The sequence below is a fragment of the Streptococcus mitis ATCC 6249 genome, assembly GCF_000146585.1.
GTDB lineage: Bacteria > Bacillota > Bacilli > Lactobacillales > Streptococcaceae > Streptococcus > Streptococcus mitis_AZ.
Genome location: NZ_GL397179.1, coordinates 120,155 through 140,864, shown reverse-complemented (window position 1 = coordinate 140,864; position 20,710 = coordinate 120,155). Strand labels below are relative to the sequence as shown.

Here is a 20,710-nt window from a genome sequence, read left to right as displayed (position 1 = left end):
TTGTCTAAAATTTTGATATAATAGATTATACATAAAAAAATCCAAATTACAAGGTAAAAAATCATTTTTTAGACATATTGTCTAATTTGTCTACAAGGAGGAGTTATGAAAGAAAGTAACAAACGCTTAAAAACAAAACGTATTATCGAAAATGCCATGGTTCAATTATTGACGGACTACCCCTTTGATCAAATTTCTACGGTCAAGTTAGCTGAAAAAGCCGGAATTAGTCGTTCCAGCTTTTACACTCACTACAAGGATAAGTATGATATGATTGAGCACTACCAAAGTAAACTCTTTCATACCTTTGAATATATTTTTCAAAAACATGTTCATCATAAAAGAGATGCTATTTTAGAAGTATTTGAATATCTAGAATCAGAACCACTTCTGGCTTCTCTTCTTTCTGAAAATGGAACCAAAGAAATCCAAAATTTCTTGAGAAATAAACTGCATATTATGCTTAGCACTGATCTTCAGAAACGTTTTATGCAACTACAACTAAATCCAATTGAACTAGAATACAGTAGCATTTATCTAACAAATGCCCTATTCGGAGTTTGCCAGACATGGATTGCACACGGAAAAAAAGAAAGCCCGCAAGAAATGACAGACTTCCTTATGAAAATGTTAGGTGATACAAACTAAGAATAAAAAGAACACCACCTGGTGTTCTTTTTATCTGACTCCGCCAGTAGGACTCGAACCTACGACATCATGATTAACAGTCATGCGCTACTACCAACTGAGCTATGGCGGATAACATAGTCCGTACGGGATTCGAACCCGTGTTACCGCCGTGAAAAGGCGGTGTCTTAACCCCTTGACCAACGGACCATCTATCTGTAGCAGATATAACCATTATATCAATTTCTTACTAATTGTCAATCACTTTTTAGATTTTTTCTCTAGAATATCTTTTAGTTTGCGAATTTTCAAACGAGTGATGGGACAGCGATGATCTTCATAAAAGACAACTTCTAAATTCTTTCGATCAATTTCTCTCACATTTCCCACATTGACAAGGAAAGATTTATGGGAGCAATAAAATCGTTGGGTATGTTTGTCCTTTTCCTGAATATCTGTCATAGTTCCATAGAATTCTTTAGCAAAATTCTTACCAATAATCCGAAGTTTATGAGAAACTCCTGTGGTTTCGATATATAAAATGTCATGGTAAGGAATTTTCAAATCATTTCCTTTATAGTTGTAATCAAAATAGTCTACAACATCTTCGTTTTCAAGCAGCATGCTCTTAGTGTAAAAAATACTCTGCTCGATGCGTTTTTTGAACAATTCATCATTGATATCTTTATCAACAAAATCTAGGGCTGATACCTGGTATTTGTACGTTAAGGTAGCAAATTCAGATCGACTAGTAATAAAGACAATAATAGCATAAGGATTGTGATGACGGATAAATTGAGCCACTTCAAAGCCTTTTTTCTCGATTCCATGAATATCAATATCTAGGAAATAAAGCTGGTTTACTTCATCATTTTCGATATATTCCTTAAACTCACGAACTTTTCCTGTTGTCTTGTACGAAATAGGAATATTTGATTCCTCAGAGATTTCATTCAATATTCTCTCAAGTCTCACTTGATGCTCAATAACATCTTCTAAAATTAGTACTTTCATTCAAATTCCCTCTTAAATCTAATAATTTGTCTAAATGTGTTGTCTTCCATCTCTGTTTCTAGAATAATGTTGTCATACTTGTCTAAAATCTCATTGACATTATTAAGTCCTAGACCTCTATTTCTTCCCTTAGTAGAGAAACCTAAGGCAAATAAGTTTTCTGAAGGCGTCATAGTGATTTTACATGAATTCTGGATGACTATAACTGTTTCAAAATCCATTTTAATAACTGCAACTTCCATTTGTTTCAAGTAACTATCCGCAGCACCTTCAACAGCATTATTTAAGAGAATGCTCATGATGCGAACAAGATCAAGTAAATCTATTGACAATCTAGTAATAACATCCTTTACTTCCAATGTAAACTCTACATCATTATTTCGTGCATAGACAATGGATTGAGCAATCAAACTACGTAAAGCTGAATCTTCTATATTATTCAAATCAAAGTAAGTATATTTCTCTGAACGCAGTTTTTGATTCGCTTTTACTAATACTTCATTGTAAACTCTGTCAATTTCTTGTAAATCTTCACTGTCAATTGCCATTTGCATGCTGACAAGCATGCCTGCATAATCATGACGAAAACCTCGAATTTCATTATACAAACCTACAATTTCATCTGTGTAAGTCTGTAAATACTTTTGTTCAAATTTCTTTTGTTTTAGAGCAATCTCTTTTTCAACTTGAACTTTATGAGAGTTCATTGCAAAGAAAATCAATAATAAGCAAATAAAAACAATGGTTGATAAAATACTTCCGAAGCTATTTAAGTGATGAGTCGTACTTACTATATCTGAAATAAACAATAAGATATGTAAACTAAAGAAAGCAACTATTGTTTTTTTAAAAAAAGGATAGAGATAATCTTTATCAAAATATTTAATATCTAGATGAAAATAACGAATTATTATTAGAATAGAAAAATAAGTCAACAATAATACTACTAAAAAGAATATAATTTTATAATATAATACAAGTTCATCACCCATTATAGAAGATAAGGTTACGGATATAAAAGTATGGGTACTATGATATAATAAAGATAGTAGTAAACTGATAAAAATTCCTTTATATTTTTCATAATTCTTTAACTTTCTTAAATAACCATACACAACCAAAGGAAATAAAAATTTAGACAAAGCAAAACTATTAGAAAATACTAGTGTAATAATTTCTTCAAGTATAAAAACTGAGATACATGTGTAACAGAAAAAAATAATTTGTTCTTTTCTAGTTATTTTACAAATCCATTCATAACTTTTGCTAATAATGAGGAAATAAAAAATAGCTATCCCTAATCCAAATAAATCCATTACTCTTTACCTTTATTTCATTTCTTTTTTCTTGGAAAAATAAGATTACGAATTGTTTCTGAAATTCTCAAGTCCCCACCTAGAATCTCCTGCAATTCTGTTTCTGTTACCTCTTTAAATTGTTCCAATTTAACTGTGTTATTCATAATAAAGTCTCCTGTATTGTTTTTCTTGTAAATTAACTTACAACCCTATTATACAAAATGAAGACCATGTAAGAAAAATTTCTTCCCAACTGTACATTTTTGCACCTGAAACGCACTTTTTTAAGAAAAAAGCCGGGAAAAATCCCAGCTTTACATCTAAAATTGATCCCAGCAGGATTCGAACCTGCGACCGTTCGCTTAGAAGGCGAATGCTCTATCCAGCTGAGCTATGAGACCTAACATGAACATTCTATCAAAAAACAAGAGCTAAGTCAATCTTCTATTTGTGATAAGGAGATCCCTGCTGAATAGTAAAAGCTCGATAAATTTGTTCAACTAAAACCAATCTCATTAACTGATGTGGTAATGTTAGACGTCCGAAACTGACAGAAAGATTAGCCCTATTTTTTACACTAGGTGCCAGACCTAAACTTCCTCCAATGATAAAAGTAAGAGTTGAGTAGCCTTTTATAGAAGCCTCTTCTAATTGCTTACTAAATTCCTCTGAAGAGAATGTTTTTCCTTCTATAGCCAATACAAGGACAAAATCCCTTTCTCCAACTTTAGAAAGAATTCTAGCGCCTTCTGTTTCTAAGATTTTTTGATTTTCTATTTCACTAGCTTTATCAGGTGTTTTCTCATCAGCAAGCTCAATCATCTCCAATTTTGCGAAACGTGAAATTCGTTTGCTATATTCAGCAATACCATCTTTAAGATATTTTTCTTTCAGTTTTCCTACTGTTACAATTTTTATTTTCATTCTTCTATTCTATCATATCCACACTTTATTTCACATCTTATACACATAAAAAACATCCAAAATCACAAGGAAATTCACAGAATAAAGTAAGTTATCCACAACTTGTGTAAAACTTTCAAACTTTTAAGTTTGAATTAAGTTAATAGGTTTATAATCTGAGTAAATAAATAACAAACGGAGGCGTTTATGAAACACTTACAAAAATTTTACAAAAAAGGAGTAAAAGTTCTTGTAATCATTTTAATAGGTTTTTTAAGTGGTGCACTAGGAAGTTTCGTAACATTACAACTTTATCAAAAACAAGGAAACCAAGCTACAAATAATAATTCCAACACTGTTACCCAAACATCCTATAAGAATGAAACTTCAACTACCCAAGCAGTCAATAAGGTTAAAGATGCCGTTGTATCTGTTATTACTTATTCATCAAATAGACAAAGTAGTCTATTTGGAACTGATGAAACAGATACTGATCCTGATTCTCAACAAATTGCAAGTGAAGGTTCAGGGGTTATCTATAAAAAGAATGGAAATGATGCCTATCTTGTAACAAATACTCACGTTATCAATGGAGCTTCAAAAGTTGATATCCGCTTAGCAGATGGTACTAAGGTTCCTGGTGAAATTGTCGGATCTGACACCTTCTCTGATATTGCTGTCGTAAAAATCTCTTCAGAGAAAGTAACAACAGTAGCTGAATTCGGTGACTCTAGCCAACTTAATGTAGGGGAAACAGCGATTGCAATTGGTAGTCCACTAGGTTCTGAATATGCCAATACCGTTACACAGGGGATCATTTCAAGTCTTGATCGAACTGTATCTCTGAAATCTGAAGATGGACAAGCTATTTCTACAAAAGCTATTCAAACAGACACTGCTATTAACCCAGGTAACTCTGGTGGTCCACTTGTAAACATTCAAGGTCAAGTTATCGGAATTACATCAAGTAAAATCGCAAGTAACGGGAAAACATCTGTAGAAGGTCTTGGTTTTGCAATTCCTTCAAACGATGCACAAAATATTATTAAACAACTGGAAACGGATGGTAAAGTAACTCGTCCTGCTCTTGGAATTCAAATGGTCAATTTAGCTAATGTTGGGGCGAATGATCTGAGAAAACTCAACATTCCAAGTAGTCTTACTTCAGGTGTAGTTGTTCGATCTGTTCAAAGTAATATGCCAGCAAATGGACATCTTCAAAAATACGACGTCATTACTAAAGTTGACGACAAAGAGATTGCTTCATCAACAGATCTACAACATGCTCTTTATACTCATGCTATAGGAGATACTATAAAAGTAACCTACTATCGTAATGGTAAGGAGGAAACAACCTCTATTAAACTTGATAAGAATTCAGGTGATCTAGAGTCTTAATTGACATCAGTGTAAAGAAAACTTTACAGATAGTAAAAGATATGTTAGTGTAGAATCATGGAAAAATTTGAAATGATTTCTATCTCAGAAATACAAAAAAATCCTTACCAACCTCGAAAAGAATTTGATGCAGATAAATTAAAGGAATTAGCTCAATCAATCAAAGAAAATGGGCTCATCCAACCAATCATCGTTCGTCAATCTCCTGTAATTGGTTATGAAATCCTTGCAGGAGAGAGACGATATCGGGCTTCTCTCTTAGCTGGTCTTACTTCTATTCCAGCCCTTGTGAAACACCTCTCAGATCAAGAAATGATGATCCAGTCTATCATTGAGAATCTGCAGAGAGAAAACTTGAATCCCGTTGAAGAGGCACGCGCCTACGAATCTTTGGTAGAAAAAGGATTTACTCATACTGAGATAGCGGATAAAATGGGAAAATCTCGTCCTTATATCACTAATTTTATTCGTTTGCTTTCCCTACCAGAGCATATCTTATCTGAAGTGGAAAATGGAAAAATCTCTCAAGCTCATGCACGTTCACTAGTTGGTTTGGATAAAGAGCAGCAAGAATATTTCTTCCAATTAATCAAAAACGAAGACATCTCTGTGAGAAAACTAGAAACACTGCTGACAGAAAAAAAACAAAAGAAACAGAAAAAAAGTGACTCTTTCATCAAAGATGAGGAAGATAAATTGAAAAAACTACTTGGAGTGAATGTAGAAATTAAACTTTCTAAAAAAGATACTGGAAAGATTGTTATTTCTTTTTCAAGTCAAGAAGAATATGACAGAATTATCAACAGCCTGAAATAAGGCTGTTGTTTTATTTTCTCAACCCACAAATTTATCCACTAATTTTTTTAGCCAAAGACTTACTAAATCAAGGATTTTTCTATTTATCCCCAACCTGTGGATAAATACTGCTAACATTGTGGATTCTTTTCCCCAATCTGTGGAAAAATCATACTATCTATGGTAAAATAAGTCTAGCACTAAACTACTAAAATCATAGTAAAGGAGGAAAAATAGTTGAAAGAAAAGCAATTTTGGAATCGTATTTTAGAATTTGCTCAAGAAAGATTGACGCGATCTATGTATGATTTCTATGCTACACCTGCTGAACTCATCAAAGTAGAAGAAAATACAGCTACTATATTTCTACCGAGAACAGAGATGGAAATGGTATGGGAAAAGCAATTAAAAGATATTATTGTTGCTGCTGGTTTTGAAATTTATGATTCTGAAATCAAACCCCACTATATTTTCACTAAACCTCAGAGTACAGAGTCTTCTCAAGTAAGTGATACGACTGATAGTTCTACTTACAATTACACACCTGCGCTACCAACGATTCCCTACTCCGAAACAGGGTTAAAAGAAAAATATACCTTTGATAACTTTATTCAAGGTGATGGAAATGTTTGGGCGGTTTCTGCTGCACTAGCTGTATCTGAAGATTTGGCTCTGACTTATAATCCTCTTTTCATCTATGGAGGACCTGGGCTTGGAAAGACTCATTTGCTCAATGCGATTGGAAATGAGATTTTGAAGAATATTCCTGATGCGCGTGTCAAGTACATTCCTGCTGAAAGCTTTATCAATGACTTTCTTGAACACTTGCGACTTGGGGAAATGGAAAAGTTCAAAAAGACTTACCGTAGTCTTGATCTCTTGTTGATCGATGATATCCAATCTCTCAGTGGCAAAAAAGTCGCGACCCAGGAAGAATTTTTCAATACCTTCAATGCTCTTCATGATAAACAGAAGCAGATTGTCCTAACCAGTGATCGTAGCCCTAAACACCTAGAAGGCCTTGAAGAGAGACTTGTCACGCGCTTTAGCTGGGGATTAACACAAAATATCACCCCTCCTGACTTTGAAACACGTATCGCCATTCTTCAAAGTAAAACAGAGCATTTAGATTACCATTTCCAAAGCGATACCCTAGAATACCTAGCTGGCCAATTTGACTCAAATGTTCGAGAATTGGAAGGAGCAATCAACGATATCACTTTAATTGCCAGAGTCAAGAAGATTAAGGATATAACTATTGATATCGCTGCAGAGGCTATCAGAGCACGTAAACAAGATGCCCGCCAGATGCTTGTTATTCCAATTGAAAAAATCCAAACTGAAGTTGGTAATTTTTATGGAGTGAGTGTCAAAGAAATGAAGGGGACGAGACGAGTTCAAAACATCGTTTTGGCGCGTCAAGTTGCTATGTATCTAGCTAGAGAACTGACAGATAATAGTCTTCCTAAAATCGGAAAAGAATTCGGCGGAAAGGATCATACTACCGTGATTCATGCTCATGCTAAAATAAAATCATTGATTGACGAAGACGATAATTTACGTTTAGAAGTAGAATCAATCAAAAAGAAAATTAAGTAGAGTGTGGATAACTCTCACTTTCCTATCTTTTTTATCCACATTTTTTAAACAAGCTAAGAAACTTGAGTTTACTAAATAGAAATCAGTTTTCCACAGAATTCACACACTCTATTATTACTATTAACTTTCTAATACTAAGAATAAATAAAGGAGAATCCATGATTCATTTTTCAATTAATAAAAATTTATTTCTACAAGCCTTAAATACCACAAAACGAGCAATTAGCTCTAAAAATGCTATTCCAATTTTATCAACAATCAAAATTGATGTTACCAATGAAGGAATTACTTTAATTGGATCAAATGGGCAAATCTCCATTGAAAATTTCATTTCTCAAAAAAATGAAGATGCTGGTCTTTTGATTACTTCCTTAGGTTCGATTCTTCTTGAAGCCTCTTTCTTTATCAATGTTGTATCCAGTCTTCCAGATGTAACCCTTGATTTCAAAGAAATTGAACAAAAACAAATTGTCTTAACAAGTGGCAAATCAGAAATCACTCTAAAAGGAAAAGATAGCGAACAGTACCCACGAATTCAAGAAATTTCAGCAAGCACACCTTTGGTTCTTGAAACCAAACTACTTAAGAAAATTATCAATGAAACAGCTTTTGCTGCAAGTACGCAAGAAAGTCGTCCAATTTTGACTGGTGTCCATTTTGTTTTGAGCAATCACAAGGAACTAAAGACAGTTGCAACAGACTCTCATCGCCTTAGCCAGAAAAAATTGACTCTTGAAAAAAATGGTGATGATTTTGATGTGGTGATTCCTAGTCGCTCTCTACGCGAATTTTCAGCTGTATTTACGGATGATATTGAAACTGTGGAGATTTTCTTTGCAAATAATCAAATCCTCTTTAGAAGCGAAAATATTAGCTTCTACACTCGTCTCCTAGAAGGAAACTATCCTGATACAGATCGTTTGATTCCAACTGACTTTAATACGACAGTAACTTTTGATGTTGTCAACTTGCGTCATTCAATGGAACGTGCTCGTCTCTTATCAAGTGCGACTCAAAATGGTACTGTGAAGCTTGAAATTAAAGGTGGTGTTGTTAGCGCCCATGTTCATTCTCCTGAAGTTGGTAAAGTAAACGAAGAAATCGATACTGAGCAGGTTACTGGGAATGATTTGACTATTAGTTTCAACCCGACTTACTTGATTGATTCCCTCAAAGCTTTAAATAGCGAAAAAGTAACTATCAGCTTTATCTCAGCTGTTCGTCCATTCACTCTTGTTCCAGCAGATACTGATGAAGACTTCATGCAGCTCATTACTCCAGTTCGTACAAATTAAGTGAAAGAGGTTGAGCCTAGCTCGCCTCTTTTATGATATAATCGAAAAAGAAAAGGAGAGTAGTATGTATCAAGTTGGAAATTTTATTGAAATGAAAAAGCCACATGCTTGCACCATCAAGTCAACAGGAAAAAAAGCCAATCGTTGGGAAATTACACGTGTTGGGGCAGATATCAAAATCAAATGTAGCAATTGCGACCACCTTGTTATGATGAGCCGCCATGATTTTGAACGAAAAATGAATAAGATTATTGACTAAGAACCCTTAGCTAGAGAGTTAGCAAGTTTTCCCTTTTTGTGTTATAATGTTAGGGATTGAAATGAGAACGGAGAATGAGAAAATATGGCTTTAACAGCAGGTATCGTTGGTTTGCCAAACGTTGGTAAATCAACCCTTTTTAATGCAATTACAAAAGCAGGAGCAGAGGCAGCAAACTACCCATTTGCGACTATTGATCCAAACGTTGGAATGGTAGAAGTTCCAGATGAACGCCTACAAAAACTAACGGAAATGATTACTCCTAAAAAGACAGTTCCAACAACTTTTGAATTTACAGATATTGCAGGGATTGTAAAAGGCGCATCGAAAGGAGAAGGTCTAGGGAATAAATTTTTGGCCAACATCCGTGAAGTAGATGCGATTGTTCATGTTGTGCGTGCATTTGATGATGAAAATGTTATGCGCGAGCAAGGACGTGAAGACGCCTTTGTGGATCCACTTGCAGATATTGATACCATTAACTTGGAGTTGATTCTTGCTGACCTAGAGTCAGTAAATAAACGCTATGCGCGTGTAGAAAAGATGGCGCGTACGCAAAAAGATAAAGAATCAGTAGCAGAGTTTAATGTCCTTCAAAAAATTAAACCAGTCCTTGAAGATGGAAAATCAGCTAGAACTATTGAATTTACAGATGAAGAACAAAAAGTAGTCAAAGGTCTCTTCCTTTTGACGACTAAACCAGTTCTTTATGTTGCTAATGTGGATGAAGATGTCGTTTCAGATCCGGATTCTATCGATTATGTCAAACAAATTCGTGAGTTTGCAGCGACAGAGAATGCTGAAGTAGTAGTTATTTCCGCGCGTGCTGAAGAAGAAATTTCTGAGTTAGATGATGAAGATAAGCAAGAGTTTCTTGAAGCACTTGGATTGACAGAATCAGGTGTTGATAAATTGACTCGAGCTGCTTACCACTTGCTTGGACTTGGAACTTACTTTACAGCTGGTGAAAAAGAAGTCCGTGCTTGGACCTTTAAGCGTGGTATGAAAGCTCCTCAAGCTGCTGGTATCATCCACTCTGACTTCGAAAAAGGATTTATCCGTGCAGTAACCATGTCTTATGATGATTTGGTGAAATATGGATCTGAAAAGGCTGTAAAAGAAGCTGGGCGCTTGCGTGAAGAAGGAAAAGAATATGTCGTTCAAGATGGCGATATTATGGAATTCCGCTTTAATGTCTAATAACATTTAACAAATAGTGTCAATTAGGTTGGAAAAAAATTCCAACCCTTTTGGCTTTTGAAAGGAAAATAAATGACTAAATTACTTGTTGGATTAGGAAATCCAGGGGATAAATATTTTGAAACCAAGCACAATGTTGGCTTTATGTTGATTGACCAATTAGCTAAAAAACAAAATGTCACTTTTACACACGATAAGATATTTCAAGCTGACCTAGCATCTTTTTTTCTTAATGGCGAAAAAATTTATCTTGTTAAACCAACGACGTTTATGAATGAAAGCGGGAAAGCTATTCATGCTTTATTGACTTACTATGGTTTGGATATTGAAGATTTACTGGTTATTTACGACGACCTTGACATGGAAATTGGAAAAATTCGTTTAAGAGCAAAGGGCTCAGCAGGTGGTCATAATGGGATAAAGTCTATTATTCAACATATAGGGACTCAGGTCTTTAACCGTATTAAAATAGGTATTGGAAGACCTAAAAAAGGTATGTCAGTTGTTCACCATGTTTTAAGTAAGTTTGATCAGGATGACTATGTAGGTATTTTACAGTCAATTGACAAGGTTGACGATGCTGTAAATTACTATTTACAAGAGAAAAACTTTGAGAAAACAATGCAGAGGTATAATGGATAAATGGTGACTTTATTAGATTTATTCTCAGAAAATGATCAGATAAAAAAATGGCATCAAAATCTGATAGATAAGAAAAGACAACTAATACTAGGTCTGTCAACTTCTACCAAGGCTCTTGCAATTGCAAGTAGTCTAAAAAAAGAAAATAAGATTGTGTTATTGACATCAACTTATGGAGAAGCAGAAAGAATTATCAGTGATCTTCTTTCTATCTTAGGAGAGGAATTTGTCTATCCATTTTTGGTAGATGACTCTCCTATGGTAGAGTTTTTGATATCTTCACATGAAAAAATCATTTCGCGAGTTGAAGCCTTGCGTTTTTTGAGTGATCCGTCTAAGAAAGGGATTTTAGTTTGTAATATCGCAGCAAGTCGCTTGATTTTACCTTCTCCAACTGGATTTAAAGAAAGTATTATAAGGATTGCAGTCGGTGAAGAATATGACCAACATGACCTTCTTCACAAATTAAAGGAAATAGGCTATCGCAAAGTTACGCAAGTACAAACTCAAGGTGAGTTTAGTATTCGAGGAGATATTTTAGATATTTTTGAGATGTCTCAGTTAGAACCTTTCCGAATCGAGTTTTTTGGTGATGAAGTAGATGGAATTCGGACTTTCGAAGTAGAAACACAATTATCAAAAGAAAATCAAACAGAACTTACCATCTTTCCAGCAAGTGATATGCTTTTGAGGGAAAAGGACTATCTACGAGGGCAGTCAGCTTTAGAAAAGCAAATTTCAAAGACCTTATCACCAATTTTAAAATCATACTTGGAAGAGATTTTGTCAAGTTTTCATCAAAAACAAGTACATTCAGATAGTCGAAAGTTTTTATCTTTATGTTACGATAAAACATGGACTATATTTGATTATATTGAAAAAGATACACCAGTGTTTTTTGATGATTACCAAAAATTGATGAATCATTATGAAGACTTTGAAAGAGAGTTAGCGCAATACTTTACAGAAGATTTACAGAATGGTAAATCATTTTCTGATATGCAGTATTTTGCAGATACAGAGCAAACCTATAAAAAACAAAGTCCAGTTACCTTTTTCTCCAATCTCCAAAAAGGATTAGGAAATCTCAAGTTTGATCACATTTATCAATTTAATCAATTTCCCATGCAGGAATTTTTCAATCAATTTTCTTTTCTAAAAGAAGAAATTGAGCGATACAAAAAAATGAACTACACCATTATTCTGCAGTCTAGCAATTCAATGGGAAGTAAAACATTGGAGGATGTTTTAGAGGAATACCAGATTAAATTGGATTCCAGAGATAAGTCAAGTATCTGTAAAGAATCTGTAAACTTGATTGAGGGTAATCTAAGACATGGTTTTCATTTTGTAGATGAAAAAATTCTCTTGATTACTGAACATGAGATTTTTCAAAAGAAATTAAAACGTCGTTTTAGAAGACAACATGCGTCAAATGCAGAGCGATTAAAAGATTATAATGAACTTGAAAAAGGGGACTACGTTGTTCACCATATCCATGGAATTGGTCAATATCTAGGTATTGAAACAATTGAAATCAAAGGGATTCACCGTGATTATGTCAGTGTTCAATATCAAAATGGGGATCAAATCTCCATCCCAGTAGAGCAGATTCAGTTACTGTCAAAATATGTTTCAAGTGATGGTAAAGCGCCAAAACTTAATAAATTAAATGATGGTCATTTCAAAAAGGCCAAGCAAAAAGTTAAGAACCAGGTAGAGGATATAGCTGACGATTTAATCAAGCTTTATTCTGAGCGTAGTCAGTTGAAGGGGTTTGCTTTCTCAGCTGATGATGATGAGCAACATGCTTTTGATGATGCTTTCCCTTATATTGAAACGGATGATCAACTTCGTAGTATTGAGGAAATTAAGAGAGATATGCAGGATTCTCATCCCATGGATCGACTTTTAGTTGGGGATGTTGGCTTTGGGAAGACTGAGGTTGCAATGCGTGCTGCTTTTAAGGCGGTCAATGATCATAAACAAGTTGTCGTTCTAGTTCCGACGACGGTTTTAGCGCAACAACACTATACAAATTTTAAAGAGAGATTCCAAAATTTTGCTGTTAATATTGATGTGTTGAGTCGTTTTAGAAGTAAAAAAGAGCAGGCAGAGACACTTGAAAAATTAAAGAATGGTCAAGTCGATATTTTGATTGGAACGCATCGTGTTTTGTCAAAAGATGTTGTGTTTTCAGATTTGGGATTGATGATTATTGATGAAGAGCAACGATTTGGTGTCAAGCATAAGGAAACGTTGAAAGAACTGAAGAAACAAGTGGATGTCTTAACCTTGACAGCAACTCCAATACCTCGTACTCTTCATATGTCTATGTTGGGAATCCGAGATTTGTCTGTTATTGAAACACCTCCGACCAATCGTTATCCAGTGCAAACCTATGTTTTGGAAAAGAATGATAGTGTGATTCGTGATGCAGTCTTGCGTGAAATGGAGCGTGGAGGTCAAGTTTACTATCTTTACAACAAAGTTGACACTATTGATCGGAAGGTTTCAGAATTACAGGAGTTGATTCCAGAAGCTTCGATTGGGTTTGTTCATGGACAAATGAGTGAAATTCAGTTAGAAAACACTCTATTGGACTTTATTGAAGGTCAATATGATATTTTGGTGACAACTACTATTATTGAAACAGGTGTTGATATTCCAAACGCCAATACCCTGTTTATTGAAAATGCAGATCATATGGGCTTGTCAACCTTGTATCAATTAAGAGGAAGAGTTGGTCGTAGTAATCGCATTGCTTATGCCTATCTCATGTATCGTCCAGAAAAATCAATTAGTGAAGTCTCTGAGAAGAGATTAGAAGCGATTAAGGGATTTACAGAATTAGGCTCAGGATTTAAGATTGCGATGCGAGATCTTTCGATTCGTGGTGCAGGAAATCTATTAGGAAAATCCCAATCAGGTTTCATTGATTCTGTTGGTTTTGAATTGTATTCACAGTTATTAGAGGAAGCTATTGCTAAACGCAATGGCACTGAGAACACAAGAAATAAAGGAAATGCTGAGTTGATTTTACAAATTGATGCTTATCTTCCTGATACTTATATTTCTGACCAACGACATAAGATTGAAATTTACAAGAAAATTCGTCAAATTGACAACCGTGTCAACTATGAAGAACTACAAGAAGAGTTGATGGACCGCTTTGGAGAATACCCAGATGTAGTAGCCTACCTTTTAGAGATTGGTTTGGTTAAGTCATATTTGGACAAGGTCTTTGTAGAACGTGTGGAAAGAAAAGATAATAAGATTACAGTTCAATTTGAAAAAATCACTCAGCGACTGTTCTTAGCTCAAGATTACTTTAAATCCTTATCTGCAACCAATTTAAAAGCAGCTATAGCGGAGAATAGAGGATTAATGGAAGTTGTATTTGATGTCCGAAACAAGAAGGATTATGAAATTTTAGAAGGTCTGCTGATTTTTGGAGAAAGTTTGCTAGAGATAAAAGAATCAAAGGAAGCTAATTCTATTTGACGTTTTTCTTCTATAAAAGGGATAAAAATGGTACAATAATAATTTGAGGTAATAAAAATGAGATTAGACAAGTATTTAAAAGTATCACGAATTATTAAGCGTCGTACAGTCGCAAAGGAAGTAGCAGATAAAGGTAGAATCAAGGTAAATGGAATTTTGGCCAAAAGTTCAACGGATTTGAAAGTTGATGACCAAGTTGAAATTCGCTTTGGAAATAAATTGTTGCTTGTAAAAGTACTGGAGATGAAAGATAGTACAAAAAAAGAAGATGCAGCAGGCATGTATGAAATTATCAGTGAAACACGGGTAGAAGAAAATGTCTAAAAATATTGTACAGATGAATAATCCTTTTATTCAAAATGAACACCAACGTCGTCGTTACCTGATGAAGGAAAGACAAAAGAGGAATCGCTTTATGGGTTGGGTTCTTATTTTGATGATTTTATTGTTTATTTTACCGACCTATAATCTGGTCCAAAGCTATAATCAGTTACTGCAACGTCGTCAGCAATTGACAGAGTTGAAAGAGCAGTATCAAACTCTCAGTGATGAAAAGGACAAGGAATCCGCTTTTGCTGCAAAGTTGAAAGATGAAGACTATGTAGCAAAATATGCACGCGCCAAGTACTATTACTCAAAGAAACGAGAAGCGATTTACACAATTCCTGATTTGCTTCCGAGGTAATGTCATGGAAAATTTATTAGAAGTTGTTGAGCAGTTTCTAAGTTTATCAGATGAAAAACTAGAAGAATTAGCAGCTAAAAATCATTTATTACGATTACAAGAAGAAAGGGAAGAGAAGAATGCGTAAGTTCTTAGTAGTTTTATTGCTACCTGCTTTTATCATAACCTCAAGAGTAGTTAGCACAGAAAAACAGCTTCCTTACTCTTCGCAAGAAATTTATTATCTAACTGAGTCTGACTATGGGTTCTACTATAAAGAAACACTGGAATCCCCAATGGTATATGGTGAAACAACTCTCTATGCTAATGAGGATCTTGTCAAGGAGTCTGGTAAATTAACTCCTGAAACCGCCTTTAAAATCGTAGAATGGCGTTTGAATAGACAAGGTGTTCCTGTTTTTAAATTAGATAATCACCAGTTTATCCTTGCAGATAAGCGTTTGGTCTATGATCAAAGTCAAGTTCAAACTCAAAATAGACAAGTATGGTTGGAACCAGGGTTTGTTATCTATAACAGCCCTTATGGCACTAAAGAAATTTCTTCTACCCTCTCCCCCTATCAACACGTACTAGTGGATAGAACCCTCTTTGCTGAGGGACAAGAATTACTTCATATTGATCAAGTTGGGTGGGTATCAAAAGAGTTCGTTTCAGAAGAAGATAATCGCATCCAGAAGGTTCAAGAAATCTTATCAAACAACTATCAGAATGAAAATTACTCTATTTATGTTAAACAGCTGAGTACAGGTAAAGAGGCTGGGGTGAATGAAGACAACAAACTCTATGCAGCCAGTATCTTGAAACTGGCCTACCTTTATTATGCTCAAGATAAGATAAATCAAGGGGAATATACGCTAGACAGTAGCTTCAAGTATATCCCAGAAGTAAATAGTTTCCCTGGGTCCTATAAACCAGAAGGTAGTGGTAGCTTACCTAAAAAAGAAGATAACAAAGAATACAGTCTTCAACAGTTGATTACCAAGGTAACAAAAGAGTCTGACAATGTTGCTCATAATATTTTAGGTTATTATGTGACCAATCAATCTGACGGGGCTTTCAAAGAAAAAATGTCCACCATTATGAGTGAAGATTGGGATGTGAATGACAAATTGACTTCTTCAAAAATGGCTGGAAAACTTATGGAAGCTATTTATAATCAGAATGGTTTTGTCCTAGAGTCTCTAGGTAAGACAGATTTTGACAACCAACGAATCGCAAAAGGTGTTTCGGTTAAGGTAGCTCATAAAATTGGAGATGCCGACGAGTTTAAACATGACACTGCCATTGTCTATACTGATTCTCCTTTCGTTCTTTCCATTTTCACTAAAAATTCTGATTATGACACCATTGCTAAGATAGCCAAGGATGTCTATGAGGTTCTAAAATGAGGGATCAGGATTTTTTAAATCATTTTCTCCAAAAAGAGTATTTCAAAAAACATTCTAAAGTCTTATTGGCTCTGTCTGGCGGACTGGATTCAATGTTTTTATTCCAGTTATTGTCTACTTACCAAAAAGAGTTGGGAATTGAGTTGATTTTAGCACATGTCAATCACAAGCAGAGAAGTGAGTCTGACTGGGAGGAAAATGAACTAAGGAAGTTAGCTGATGCAGCTGAACTTCCTATTTATATCACAAGTTTTTCAGGAGACTTTTCAGAAGTGCGTGCTCGAGAGTTTCGTTATGATTTTTTTAGGAAAATTATGAAAGAGGCTGGAGCGACTGCCTTGGTTACTGCTCACCATGCAGATGATCAAGTTGAAACGATTTTGATGCGCTTGATTCGAGGAAGTCGACTACGTCATTTAACAGGAATAAAAGAAAGTCAAGTAGTTGATGGAATTGAACTCATCCGTCCCTTATTGCCTTTTCATAAAACAGACTTCCCACCAATTTTTCATTTCGAAGATCAAACAAATCGTGAGAACAGCTATTTTCGCAATCGTATTCGAAATAGGTATTTACCAGAACTTGAAAAAGAAAACCCTCGTCTTAAATCCGCTCTTTTAGATTTAGGAAGGGAAATTTCAGATTACCAAGTAACAATAACGGATCTTTCGAAACAAATTGATGTGGAAGATTTGAATGAGCTATTTTCATACTCACAACAAACTCAAGGAATCTTGCTCCAGAATTATCTTAATCAATTTCCAGACTTAAATCTGACAAAGGCTCAGTTTGCCGAAGTTCGACAGATTTTAGCAACGAAAAGCCAGTATCGTCACTCTCTTAAAAATGGTTACGAACTGATAAAAGAGTATCAGAATTTTCGAGTTTGTAAAATCAGTCCTCAGGCCGATGAAAAGGAAGATGAACTTGTGTTACACTATCAAAATCAAGTTCGATATATGGGTTATTTATTTTCCTTTGGTATCCCTATTGAAGGGGATTTTGTTCAAAAAGTAACGGTTTCACGGGAAACATCTGTACATATTAGATGTCGAAAACCTGGCGATGTTATTATCCTAAATGGTCATCGAAAGAAACTGAGACGCTTATTTATAGATTTGAAAATCCCTATTGAAAAACGAAAAACAATCCCTATTATTGAGCAATTTGGAGAAATTGTCTCAATTTTAGGAATTGCGACCAGTGATTTGAGTAAAAACACGAAAAATGATATAATGAACACTGTAATTTATATAGAAAAAATAGATAGGTAAAAAGATGTTAGAACACGATATTAAAAAAATCCTCGTTTCACATGATGAAATTACAGAAGCGGCTAAAAAGCTAGGTGAACAATTAACCAAAGACTATGAGGGGAAAAATCCAATTCTTGTTGGAATTTTGAAAGGATCGATTCCTTTTATGGCTGAATTGGTTAAGCATATTGATACACATATTGAGATGGACTTCATGATGGTATCTAGCTACCATGGTGGAACAGCAAGTAGTGGTGTGATTAATATCAAGCAAGACGTGACTCAAGATATCAAAGGAAGACATGTTTTATTTGTAGAGGATATCATCGATACAGGTCAAACCTTGAAAAATTTGCGAGATATGTTTATTGAAAGAGAAGCAGCTTCTGTTAAAATCGCGACTTTGTTGGATAAACCAGAGGGACGTGTTGTTGAAATTGAAGCGGATTATACTTGCTTTACTATTCCAAATGAGTTTGTAGTAGGTTATGGTCTGGATTATAAAGAAAATTATCGTAACCTTCCTTATGTCGGAGTATTGAAAGAAGAAGTTTATTCAAATTAGAAAGATCTATCTTTAATGAAAAAACAAAATAACGGTTTAGTTAGAAATCCATTTCTATACTTGTTAATTATCTTCTTCCTTGTAACAGGATTCCAGTATTTTTATTCTGGAAATACTGCGGGACGAAGCGAAAAAATTAACTATACAGAATTGGTAAAAGAAATTACAGCAGACAATGTAAAAGAATTAACCTATCAGCCGAATGGTAGCATCATTGAGGTGTCTGGTGTTTATAAAAATCCTAAGACTAGTAAAGAAGAAACAGGAATTCAATTTTTCACTCCTGCTGCCACAACAGTAGAAAGATTCTCAAGTACCATTCTTCCGTCGGATTCAACAGTTGCAGAATTGCAAAAACTTGCTTCTGAACATAAGGCAGAGGTAACGGTTAAACATGAGAGTTCAAGTGGTATGTGGATCAATATCCTTGTCTCTGTTGTGCCATTTGCTATTCTCTTCTTCTTCCTATTCTCTATGATGGGAAATATGGGAGGAAACAATAGTAGAAATCCAATGAGTTTTGGACGTAGCAAGGCCAAGGCAGCTAACAAAGAAGATATCAAGGTACGATTTTCAGATGTAGCAGGTGCCGAGGAAGAAAAACAAGAATTAGTAGAAGTTGTTGAATTCCTAAAAGATCCAAAAAGATTTACAAAACTTGGTGCGCGTATTCCTGCGGGTGTTCTTTTAGAGGGACCTCCGGGAACAGGTAAGACTTTGCTTGCTAAGGCGGTTGCTGGAGAAGCAGGCGTTCCATTCTTTAGCATCTCAGGATCAGACTTTGTAGAAATGTTTGTCGGAGTTGGTGCAAGTCGTGTTCGTTCTCTTTTTGAGGATGCTAAAAAAGCAGCACCAGCCATTATCTTTATCGATGAAATTGATGCTGTTGGTCGCCAACGCGGTGTTGGCCTTGGTGGAGGAAATGATGAACGTGAGCAAACCTTGAACCAGCTCTTAATTGAAATGGATGGTTTTGAGGGTAATGAAGGAATTATTGTTATCGCTGCGACAAACCGTTCAGATGTTCTTGATCCAGCTCTTCTCCGCCCAGGACGTTTTGATAGAAAAGTCTTGGTTGGTCGCCCTGATGTTAAAGGTCGTGAAGCAATCTTGAAAGTTCACGCTAAAAATAAACCTCTAGCAGAAGATGTTGATTTGAAATTAGTTGCCCAACAAACTCCAGGTTTTGTTGGTGCTGACTTGGAAAACGTTCTAAACGAGGCAGCCTTGGTTGCTGCTCGTCGCAACAAGTCAGTTATTGATGCTTCAGATATTGATGAGGCAGAGGACAGAGTGATTGCTGGACCGTCTAAGAAAGATAAAACAGTGTCACAAAGAGAACGTGAATTGGTTGCCTACCACGAGGCTGGGCATACCATTGTTGGTTTGGTCTTGTCGAATGCCCGTGTTGTTCATAAAGTGACTATCGTACCACGTGGACGTGCAGGCGGATACATGATTGCACTTCCTAAAGAAGATCAAATGCTTCTATCTAAAGAAGACATGAAAGAACAATTAGCAGGTTTGATGGGTGGTCGTGTAGCTGAAGAGATTATCTTCAATGTCCAAACTACAGGAGCTTCAAATGACTTTGAACAAGCTACACAGATGGCGCGTGCAATGGTCACTGAATACGGTATGAGTGAAAAACTTGGCCCAGTTCAATACGAAGGTAATCATGCTATGTTTGGTGCACAAAGTCCTCAAAAATCAATTTCAGAACAAACAGCCTATGAGATTGATGAGGAAGTTCGTTCATTATTAAATGAGGCACGAAACAAAGCAGCTGAAATCATTCAGTCAAATCGTGAAACTCATAAGTTGATTGCAGAAGCATTGTTGAAATACGAAACATTAGATAGTACACAGATTAAATCTCTTTACGAAACAGGAAAAATGCCTGAGACAGTAGAAGAGGAATCCCATGCACTATCTTATGATGAAGTAAAATCAAAAATGAGTGAAGAAAAATAAATTTAGAGAGGTTCAACCTCTCTTTTTATGTTCTAATGTGAAGGCTACTGAGCAGATGCCCTGATAGTCGACCCTCCTCGTACAGGCTTAGATGATAAGCTATTGGATACCATTCTGACCTATGTTCCAGAAAAAATGGTTTATGTTTCTTGCAATGTTTCGACCTTGGCACGAGATTTAGTTAAACTAGTAAAAGTCTATGATCTCCAGTATATCCAGTCAGTCGATATGTTTCCTCACACTGCACGAACAGAAGCAGTGGTTAAGTTAGTGAAGAAAATAAAAAATCAAATTCACGAAAAAAGTTA

At 35.3% G+C, this 20,710-nt stretch carries 20 protein-coding genes, 3 tRNA genes and 1 pseudogene; 17 read left to right on the top strand and 7 right to left on the bottom strand.

The features are described from left to right. Positions 1 to 105 precede the first annotated feature (105 nt). Positions 106 to 648 carry a TetR/AcrR family transcriptional regulator gene (locus HMPREF8571_RS02745; protein WP_000665082.1) on the top strand — a complete coding sequence of 181 codons (543 nt, stop codon included), beginning with the start codon at positions 106 to 108 and terminating at the stop codon, positions 646 to 648. 38 nt (positions 649 to 686) lie between these two features. On the opposite strand, the gene HMPREF8571_RS02740 is transcribed toward HMPREF8571_RS02745, so the two are convergent. The 7 genes from HMPREF8571_RS02740 to rlmH all read right to left on the bottom strand — a co-directional run bounded on the left by HMPREF8571_RS02740 (position 687) and on the right by rlmH (position 3,863). Further along, positions 687 to 760: transfer RNA gene (locus tag HMPREF8571_RS02740), tRNA-Asn, on the bottom strand. Positions 761 to 765: 5 nt separating this feature from the next. Continuing rightward, a tRNA-Glu gene (locus HMPREF8571_RS02735) sits at positions 766 to 837 on the bottom strand. A gap of 51 nt (positions 838 to 888) precedes the next feature. Then, positions 889 to 1,641, bottom strand: a complete 753-nt coding sequence (gene comE, locus HMPREF8571_RS02730; protein WP_000866077.1) for a competence system response regulator transcription factor ComE — start codon at positions 1,639 to 1,641, stop codon at positions 889 to 891. Further along, positions 1,638 to 2,957 carry a competence system sensor histidine kinase ComD gene (gene comD, locus HMPREF8571_RS02725; RefSeq protein ID WP_000362891.1) on the bottom strand — a complete coding sequence of 440 codons (1,320 nt, stop codon included), beginning with the start codon at positions 2,955 to 2,957 and terminating at the stop codon, positions 1,638 to 1,640. Before comD ends, comE begins: the two co-directional genes overlap by 4 nt. Before the next feature lie 17 nt (positions 2,958 to 2,974). Continuing rightward, on the bottom strand, positions 2,975 to 3,103 hold the full coding sequence (gene comC / locus HMPREF8571_RS02720) for a competence-stimulating peptide ComC (RefSeq protein WP_001066643.1): 129 nt from the start codon (positions 3,101 to 3,103) through the stop codon (positions 2,975 to 2,977). A gap of 163 nt (positions 3,104 to 3,266) precedes the next feature. Next, positions 3,267 to 3,340, bottom strand: a tRNA-Arg gene (locus HMPREF8571_RS02715). 43 nt (positions 3,341 to 3,383) lie between these two features. Next, positions 3,384 to 3,863 (bottom strand): 23S rRNA (pseudouridine(1915)-N(3))-methyltransferase RlmH, encoded by a 480-nt coding sequence (gene rlmH / locus HMPREF8571_RS02710; RefSeq protein WP_000694217.1) that lies wholly within the window; start codon positions 3,861 to 3,863, stop codon positions 3,384 to 3,386. Positions 3,864 to 4,049: 186 nt separating this feature from the next. Between rlmH and HMPREF8571_RS02705 the strand changes: the two genes are divergently transcribed. The 16 genes and pseudogenes from HMPREF8571_RS02705 to HMPREF8571_RS11025 all read left to right on the top strand — a co-directional run. After that, a complete protein-coding gene (locus HMPREF8571_RS02705; RefSeq protein ID WP_000681806.1) occupies positions 4,050 to 5,240 on the top strand; it encodes a S1C family serine protease in 1,191 nt (396 codons plus the stop codon). Positions 5,241 to 5,297: 57 nt separating this feature from the next. After that, a complete protein-coding gene (locus tag HMPREF8571_RS02700; protein ID WP_004239627.1) occupies positions 5,298 to 6,056 on the top strand; it encodes a ParB/RepB/Spo0J family partition protein in 759 nt (252 codons plus the stop codon). 216 nt (positions 6,057 to 6,272) lie between these two features. Further along, entirely contained in the window at positions 6,273 to 7,634 is a 1,362-nt protein-coding gene (gene dnaA / locus HMPREF8571_RS02695) for a chromosomal replication initiator protein DnaA (protein WP_000660631.1), read from the top strand. Between the two features lie 158 nt (positions 7,635 to 7,792). After that, positions 7,793 to 8,929, top strand: coding sequence for a DNA polymerase III subunit beta (gene dnaN / locus HMPREF8571_RS02690; protein WP_000581142.1), 1,137 nt, complete (start codon positions 7,793 to 7,795; stop codon positions 8,927 to 8,929). A 64-nt stretch (positions 8,930 to 8,993) separates the two neighbouring features. Next, positions 8,994 to 9,188: a DUF951 domain-containing protein gene (locus HMPREF8571_RS0101815; protein ID WP_000285177.1), complete on the top strand. Its 195-nt coding sequence runs from the start codon at positions 8,994 to 8,996 to the stop codon at positions 9,186 to 9,188. 84 nt (positions 9,189 to 9,272) lie between these two features. After that, a complete protein-coding gene (gene ychF / locus HMPREF8571_RS02685) occupies positions 9,273 to 10,388 on the top strand; it encodes a redox-regulated ATPase YchF (protein ID WP_001218699.1) in 1,116 nt (371 codons plus the stop codon). A gap of 72 nt (positions 10,389 to 10,460) precedes the next feature. Further along, positions 10,461 to 11,030 (top strand): aminoacyl-tRNA hydrolase, encoded by a 570-nt coding sequence (gene pth / locus HMPREF8571_RS02680; RefSeq protein WP_000163927.1) that lies wholly within the window; start codon positions 10,461 to 10,463, stop codon positions 11,028 to 11,030. After that, a complete protein-coding gene (gene mfd, locus HMPREF8571_RS02675; protein WP_000258072.1) occupies positions 11,031 to 14,534 on the top strand; it encodes a transcription-repair coupling factor in 3,504 nt (1,167 codons plus the stop codon). A 57-nt stretch (positions 14,535 to 14,591) separates the two neighbouring features. Continuing rightward, the gene (locus tag HMPREF8571_RS02670) at positions 14,592 to 14,858 is read left to right on the top strand and encodes an RNA-binding S4 domain-containing protein (RefSeq protein ID WP_001234973.1); all 267 of its coding nucleotides are present in this window, start codon (positions 14,592 to 14,594) and stop codon (positions 14,856 to 14,858) included. Further along, positions 14,851 to 15,219, top strand: a complete 369-nt coding sequence (locus HMPREF8571_RS02665) for a septum formation initiator family protein (RefSeq protein WP_000041919.1) — start codon at positions 14,851 to 14,853, stop codon at positions 15,217 to 15,219. The genes HMPREF8571_RS02670 and HMPREF8571_RS02665 overlap by 8 nt, the downstream gene beginning before the upstream one ends. A gap of 4 nt (positions 15,220 to 15,223) precedes the next feature. Continuing rightward, positions 15,224 to 15,346, top strand: coding sequence for an SP_0009 family protein (locus HMPREF8571_RS11460; RefSeq protein ID WP_000429343.1), 123 nt, complete (start codon positions 15,224 to 15,226; stop codon positions 15,344 to 15,346). Then, positions 15,339 to 16,607, top strand: a complete 1,269-nt coding sequence (locus HMPREF8571_RS02655) for a serine hydrolase (protein WP_001224820.1) — start codon at positions 15,339 to 15,341, stop codon at positions 16,605 to 16,607. Before HMPREF8571_RS11460 ends, HMPREF8571_RS02655 begins: the two co-directional genes overlap by 8 nt. Continuing rightward, entirely contained in the window at positions 16,604 to 17,881 is a 1,278-nt protein-coding gene (gene tilS / locus HMPREF8571_RS02650; RefSeq protein WP_001205563.1) for a tRNA lysidine(34) synthetase TilS, read from the top strand. The genes HMPREF8571_RS02655 and tilS overlap by 4 nt, the downstream gene beginning before the upstream one ends. Positions 17,882 to 17,885: 4 nt before the next feature. Continuing rightward, entirely contained in the window at positions 17,886 to 18,428 is a 543-nt protein-coding gene (gene hpt / locus HMPREF8571_RS02645; protein WP_000889411.1) for a hypoxanthine phosphoribosyltransferase, read from the top strand. Positions 18,429 to 18,443: 15 nt separating this feature from the next. After that, on the top strand, positions 18,444 to 20,402 hold the full coding sequence (gene ftsH, locus HMPREF8571_RS02640; protein ID WP_000744576.1) for an ATP-dependent zinc metalloprotease FtsH: 1,959 nt from the start codon (positions 18,444 to 18,446) through the stop codon (positions 20,400 to 20,402). A 51-nt stretch (positions 20,403 to 20,453) separates the two neighbouring features. After that, positions 20,454 to 20,710 (top strand): annotated as a pseudogene (locus tag HMPREF8571_RS11025) (23S rRNA (uracil-5-)-methyltransferase RumA); the annotation flags it as partial.

What these genes read in the sequence shown, in the direction of transcription:
- HMPREF8571_RS02745 (WP_000665082.1), top strand. Translation starts at nt 106, where the DNA reads ATGAAAGAAAGTAACAAACGCTTAAAAACAAAACGTATTATCGAAAAT.
- comE (WP_000866077.1), bottom strand. Translation starts at nt 1,641, where the DNA reads ATGAAAGTACTAATTTTAGAAGATGTTATTGAGCATCAAGTGAGACTT.
- comD (WP_000362891.1), bottom strand. Translation starts at nt 2,957, where the DNA reads ATGGATTTATTTGGATTAGGGATAGCTATTTTTTATTTCCTCATTATT.
- comC (WP_001066643.1), bottom strand. Translation starts at nt 3,103, where the DNA reads ATGAATAACACAGTTAAATTGGAACAATTTAAAGAGGTAACAGAAACA.
- rlmH (WP_000694217.1), bottom strand. Translation starts at nt 3,863, where the DNA reads ATGAAAATAAAAATTGTAACAGTAGGAAAACTGAAAGAAAAATATCTT.
- HMPREF8571_RS02705 (WP_000681806.1), top strand. Translation starts at nt 4,050, where the DNA reads ATGAAACACTTACAAAAATTTTACAAAAAAGGAGTAAAAGTTCTTGTA.
- HMPREF8571_RS02700 (WP_004239627.1), top strand. Translation starts at nt 5,298, where the DNA reads ATGGAAAAATTTGAAATGATTTCTATCTCAGAAATACAAAAAAATCCT.
- dnaN (WP_000581142.1), top strand. Translation starts at nt 7,793, where the DNA reads ATGATTCATTTTTCAATTAATAAAAATTTATTTCTACAAGCCTTAAAT.
- HMPREF8571_RS0101815 (WP_000285177.1), top strand. Translation starts at nt 8,994, where the DNA reads ATGTATCAAGTTGGAAATTTTATTGAAATGAAAAAGCCACATGCTTGC.
- ychF (WP_001218699.1), top strand. Translation starts at nt 9,273, where the DNA reads ATGGCTTTAACAGCAGGTATCGTTGGTTTGCCAAACGTTGGTAAATCA.
- pth (WP_000163927.1), top strand. Translation starts at nt 10,461, where the DNA reads ATGACTAAATTACTTGTTGGATTAGGAAATCCAGGGGATAAATATTTT.
- mfd (WP_000258072.1), top strand. Translation starts at nt 11,031, where the DNA reads ATGGTGACTTTATTAGATTTATTCTCAGAAAATGATCAGATAAAAAAA.
- HMPREF8571_RS02670 (WP_001234973.1), top strand. Translation starts at nt 14,592, where the DNA reads ATGAGATTAGACAAGTATTTAAAAGTATCACGAATTATTAAGCGTCGT.
- HMPREF8571_RS02665 (WP_000041919.1), top strand. Translation starts at nt 14,851, where the DNA reads ATGTCTAAAAATATTGTACAGATGAATAATCCTTTTATTCAAAATGAA.
- HMPREF8571_RS11460 (WP_000429343.1), top strand. Translation starts at nt 15,224, where the DNA reads ATGGAAAATTTATTAGAAGTTGTTGAGCAGTTTCTAAGTTTATCAGAT.
- HMPREF8571_RS02655 (WP_001224820.1), top strand. Translation starts at nt 15,339, where the DNA reads ATGCGTAAGTTCTTAGTAGTTTTATTGCTACCTGCTTTTATCATAACC.
- tilS (WP_001205563.1), top strand. Translation starts at nt 16,604, where the DNA reads ATGAGGGATCAGGATTTTTTAAATCATTTTCTCCAAAAAGAGTATTTC.
- hpt (WP_000889411.1), top strand. Translation starts at nt 17,886, where the DNA reads ATGTTAGAACACGATATTAAAAAAATCCTCGTTTCACATGATGAAATT.
- ftsH (WP_000744576.1), top strand. Translation starts at nt 18,444, where the DNA reads ATGAAAAAACAAAATAACGGTTTAGTTAGAAATCCATTTCTATACTTG.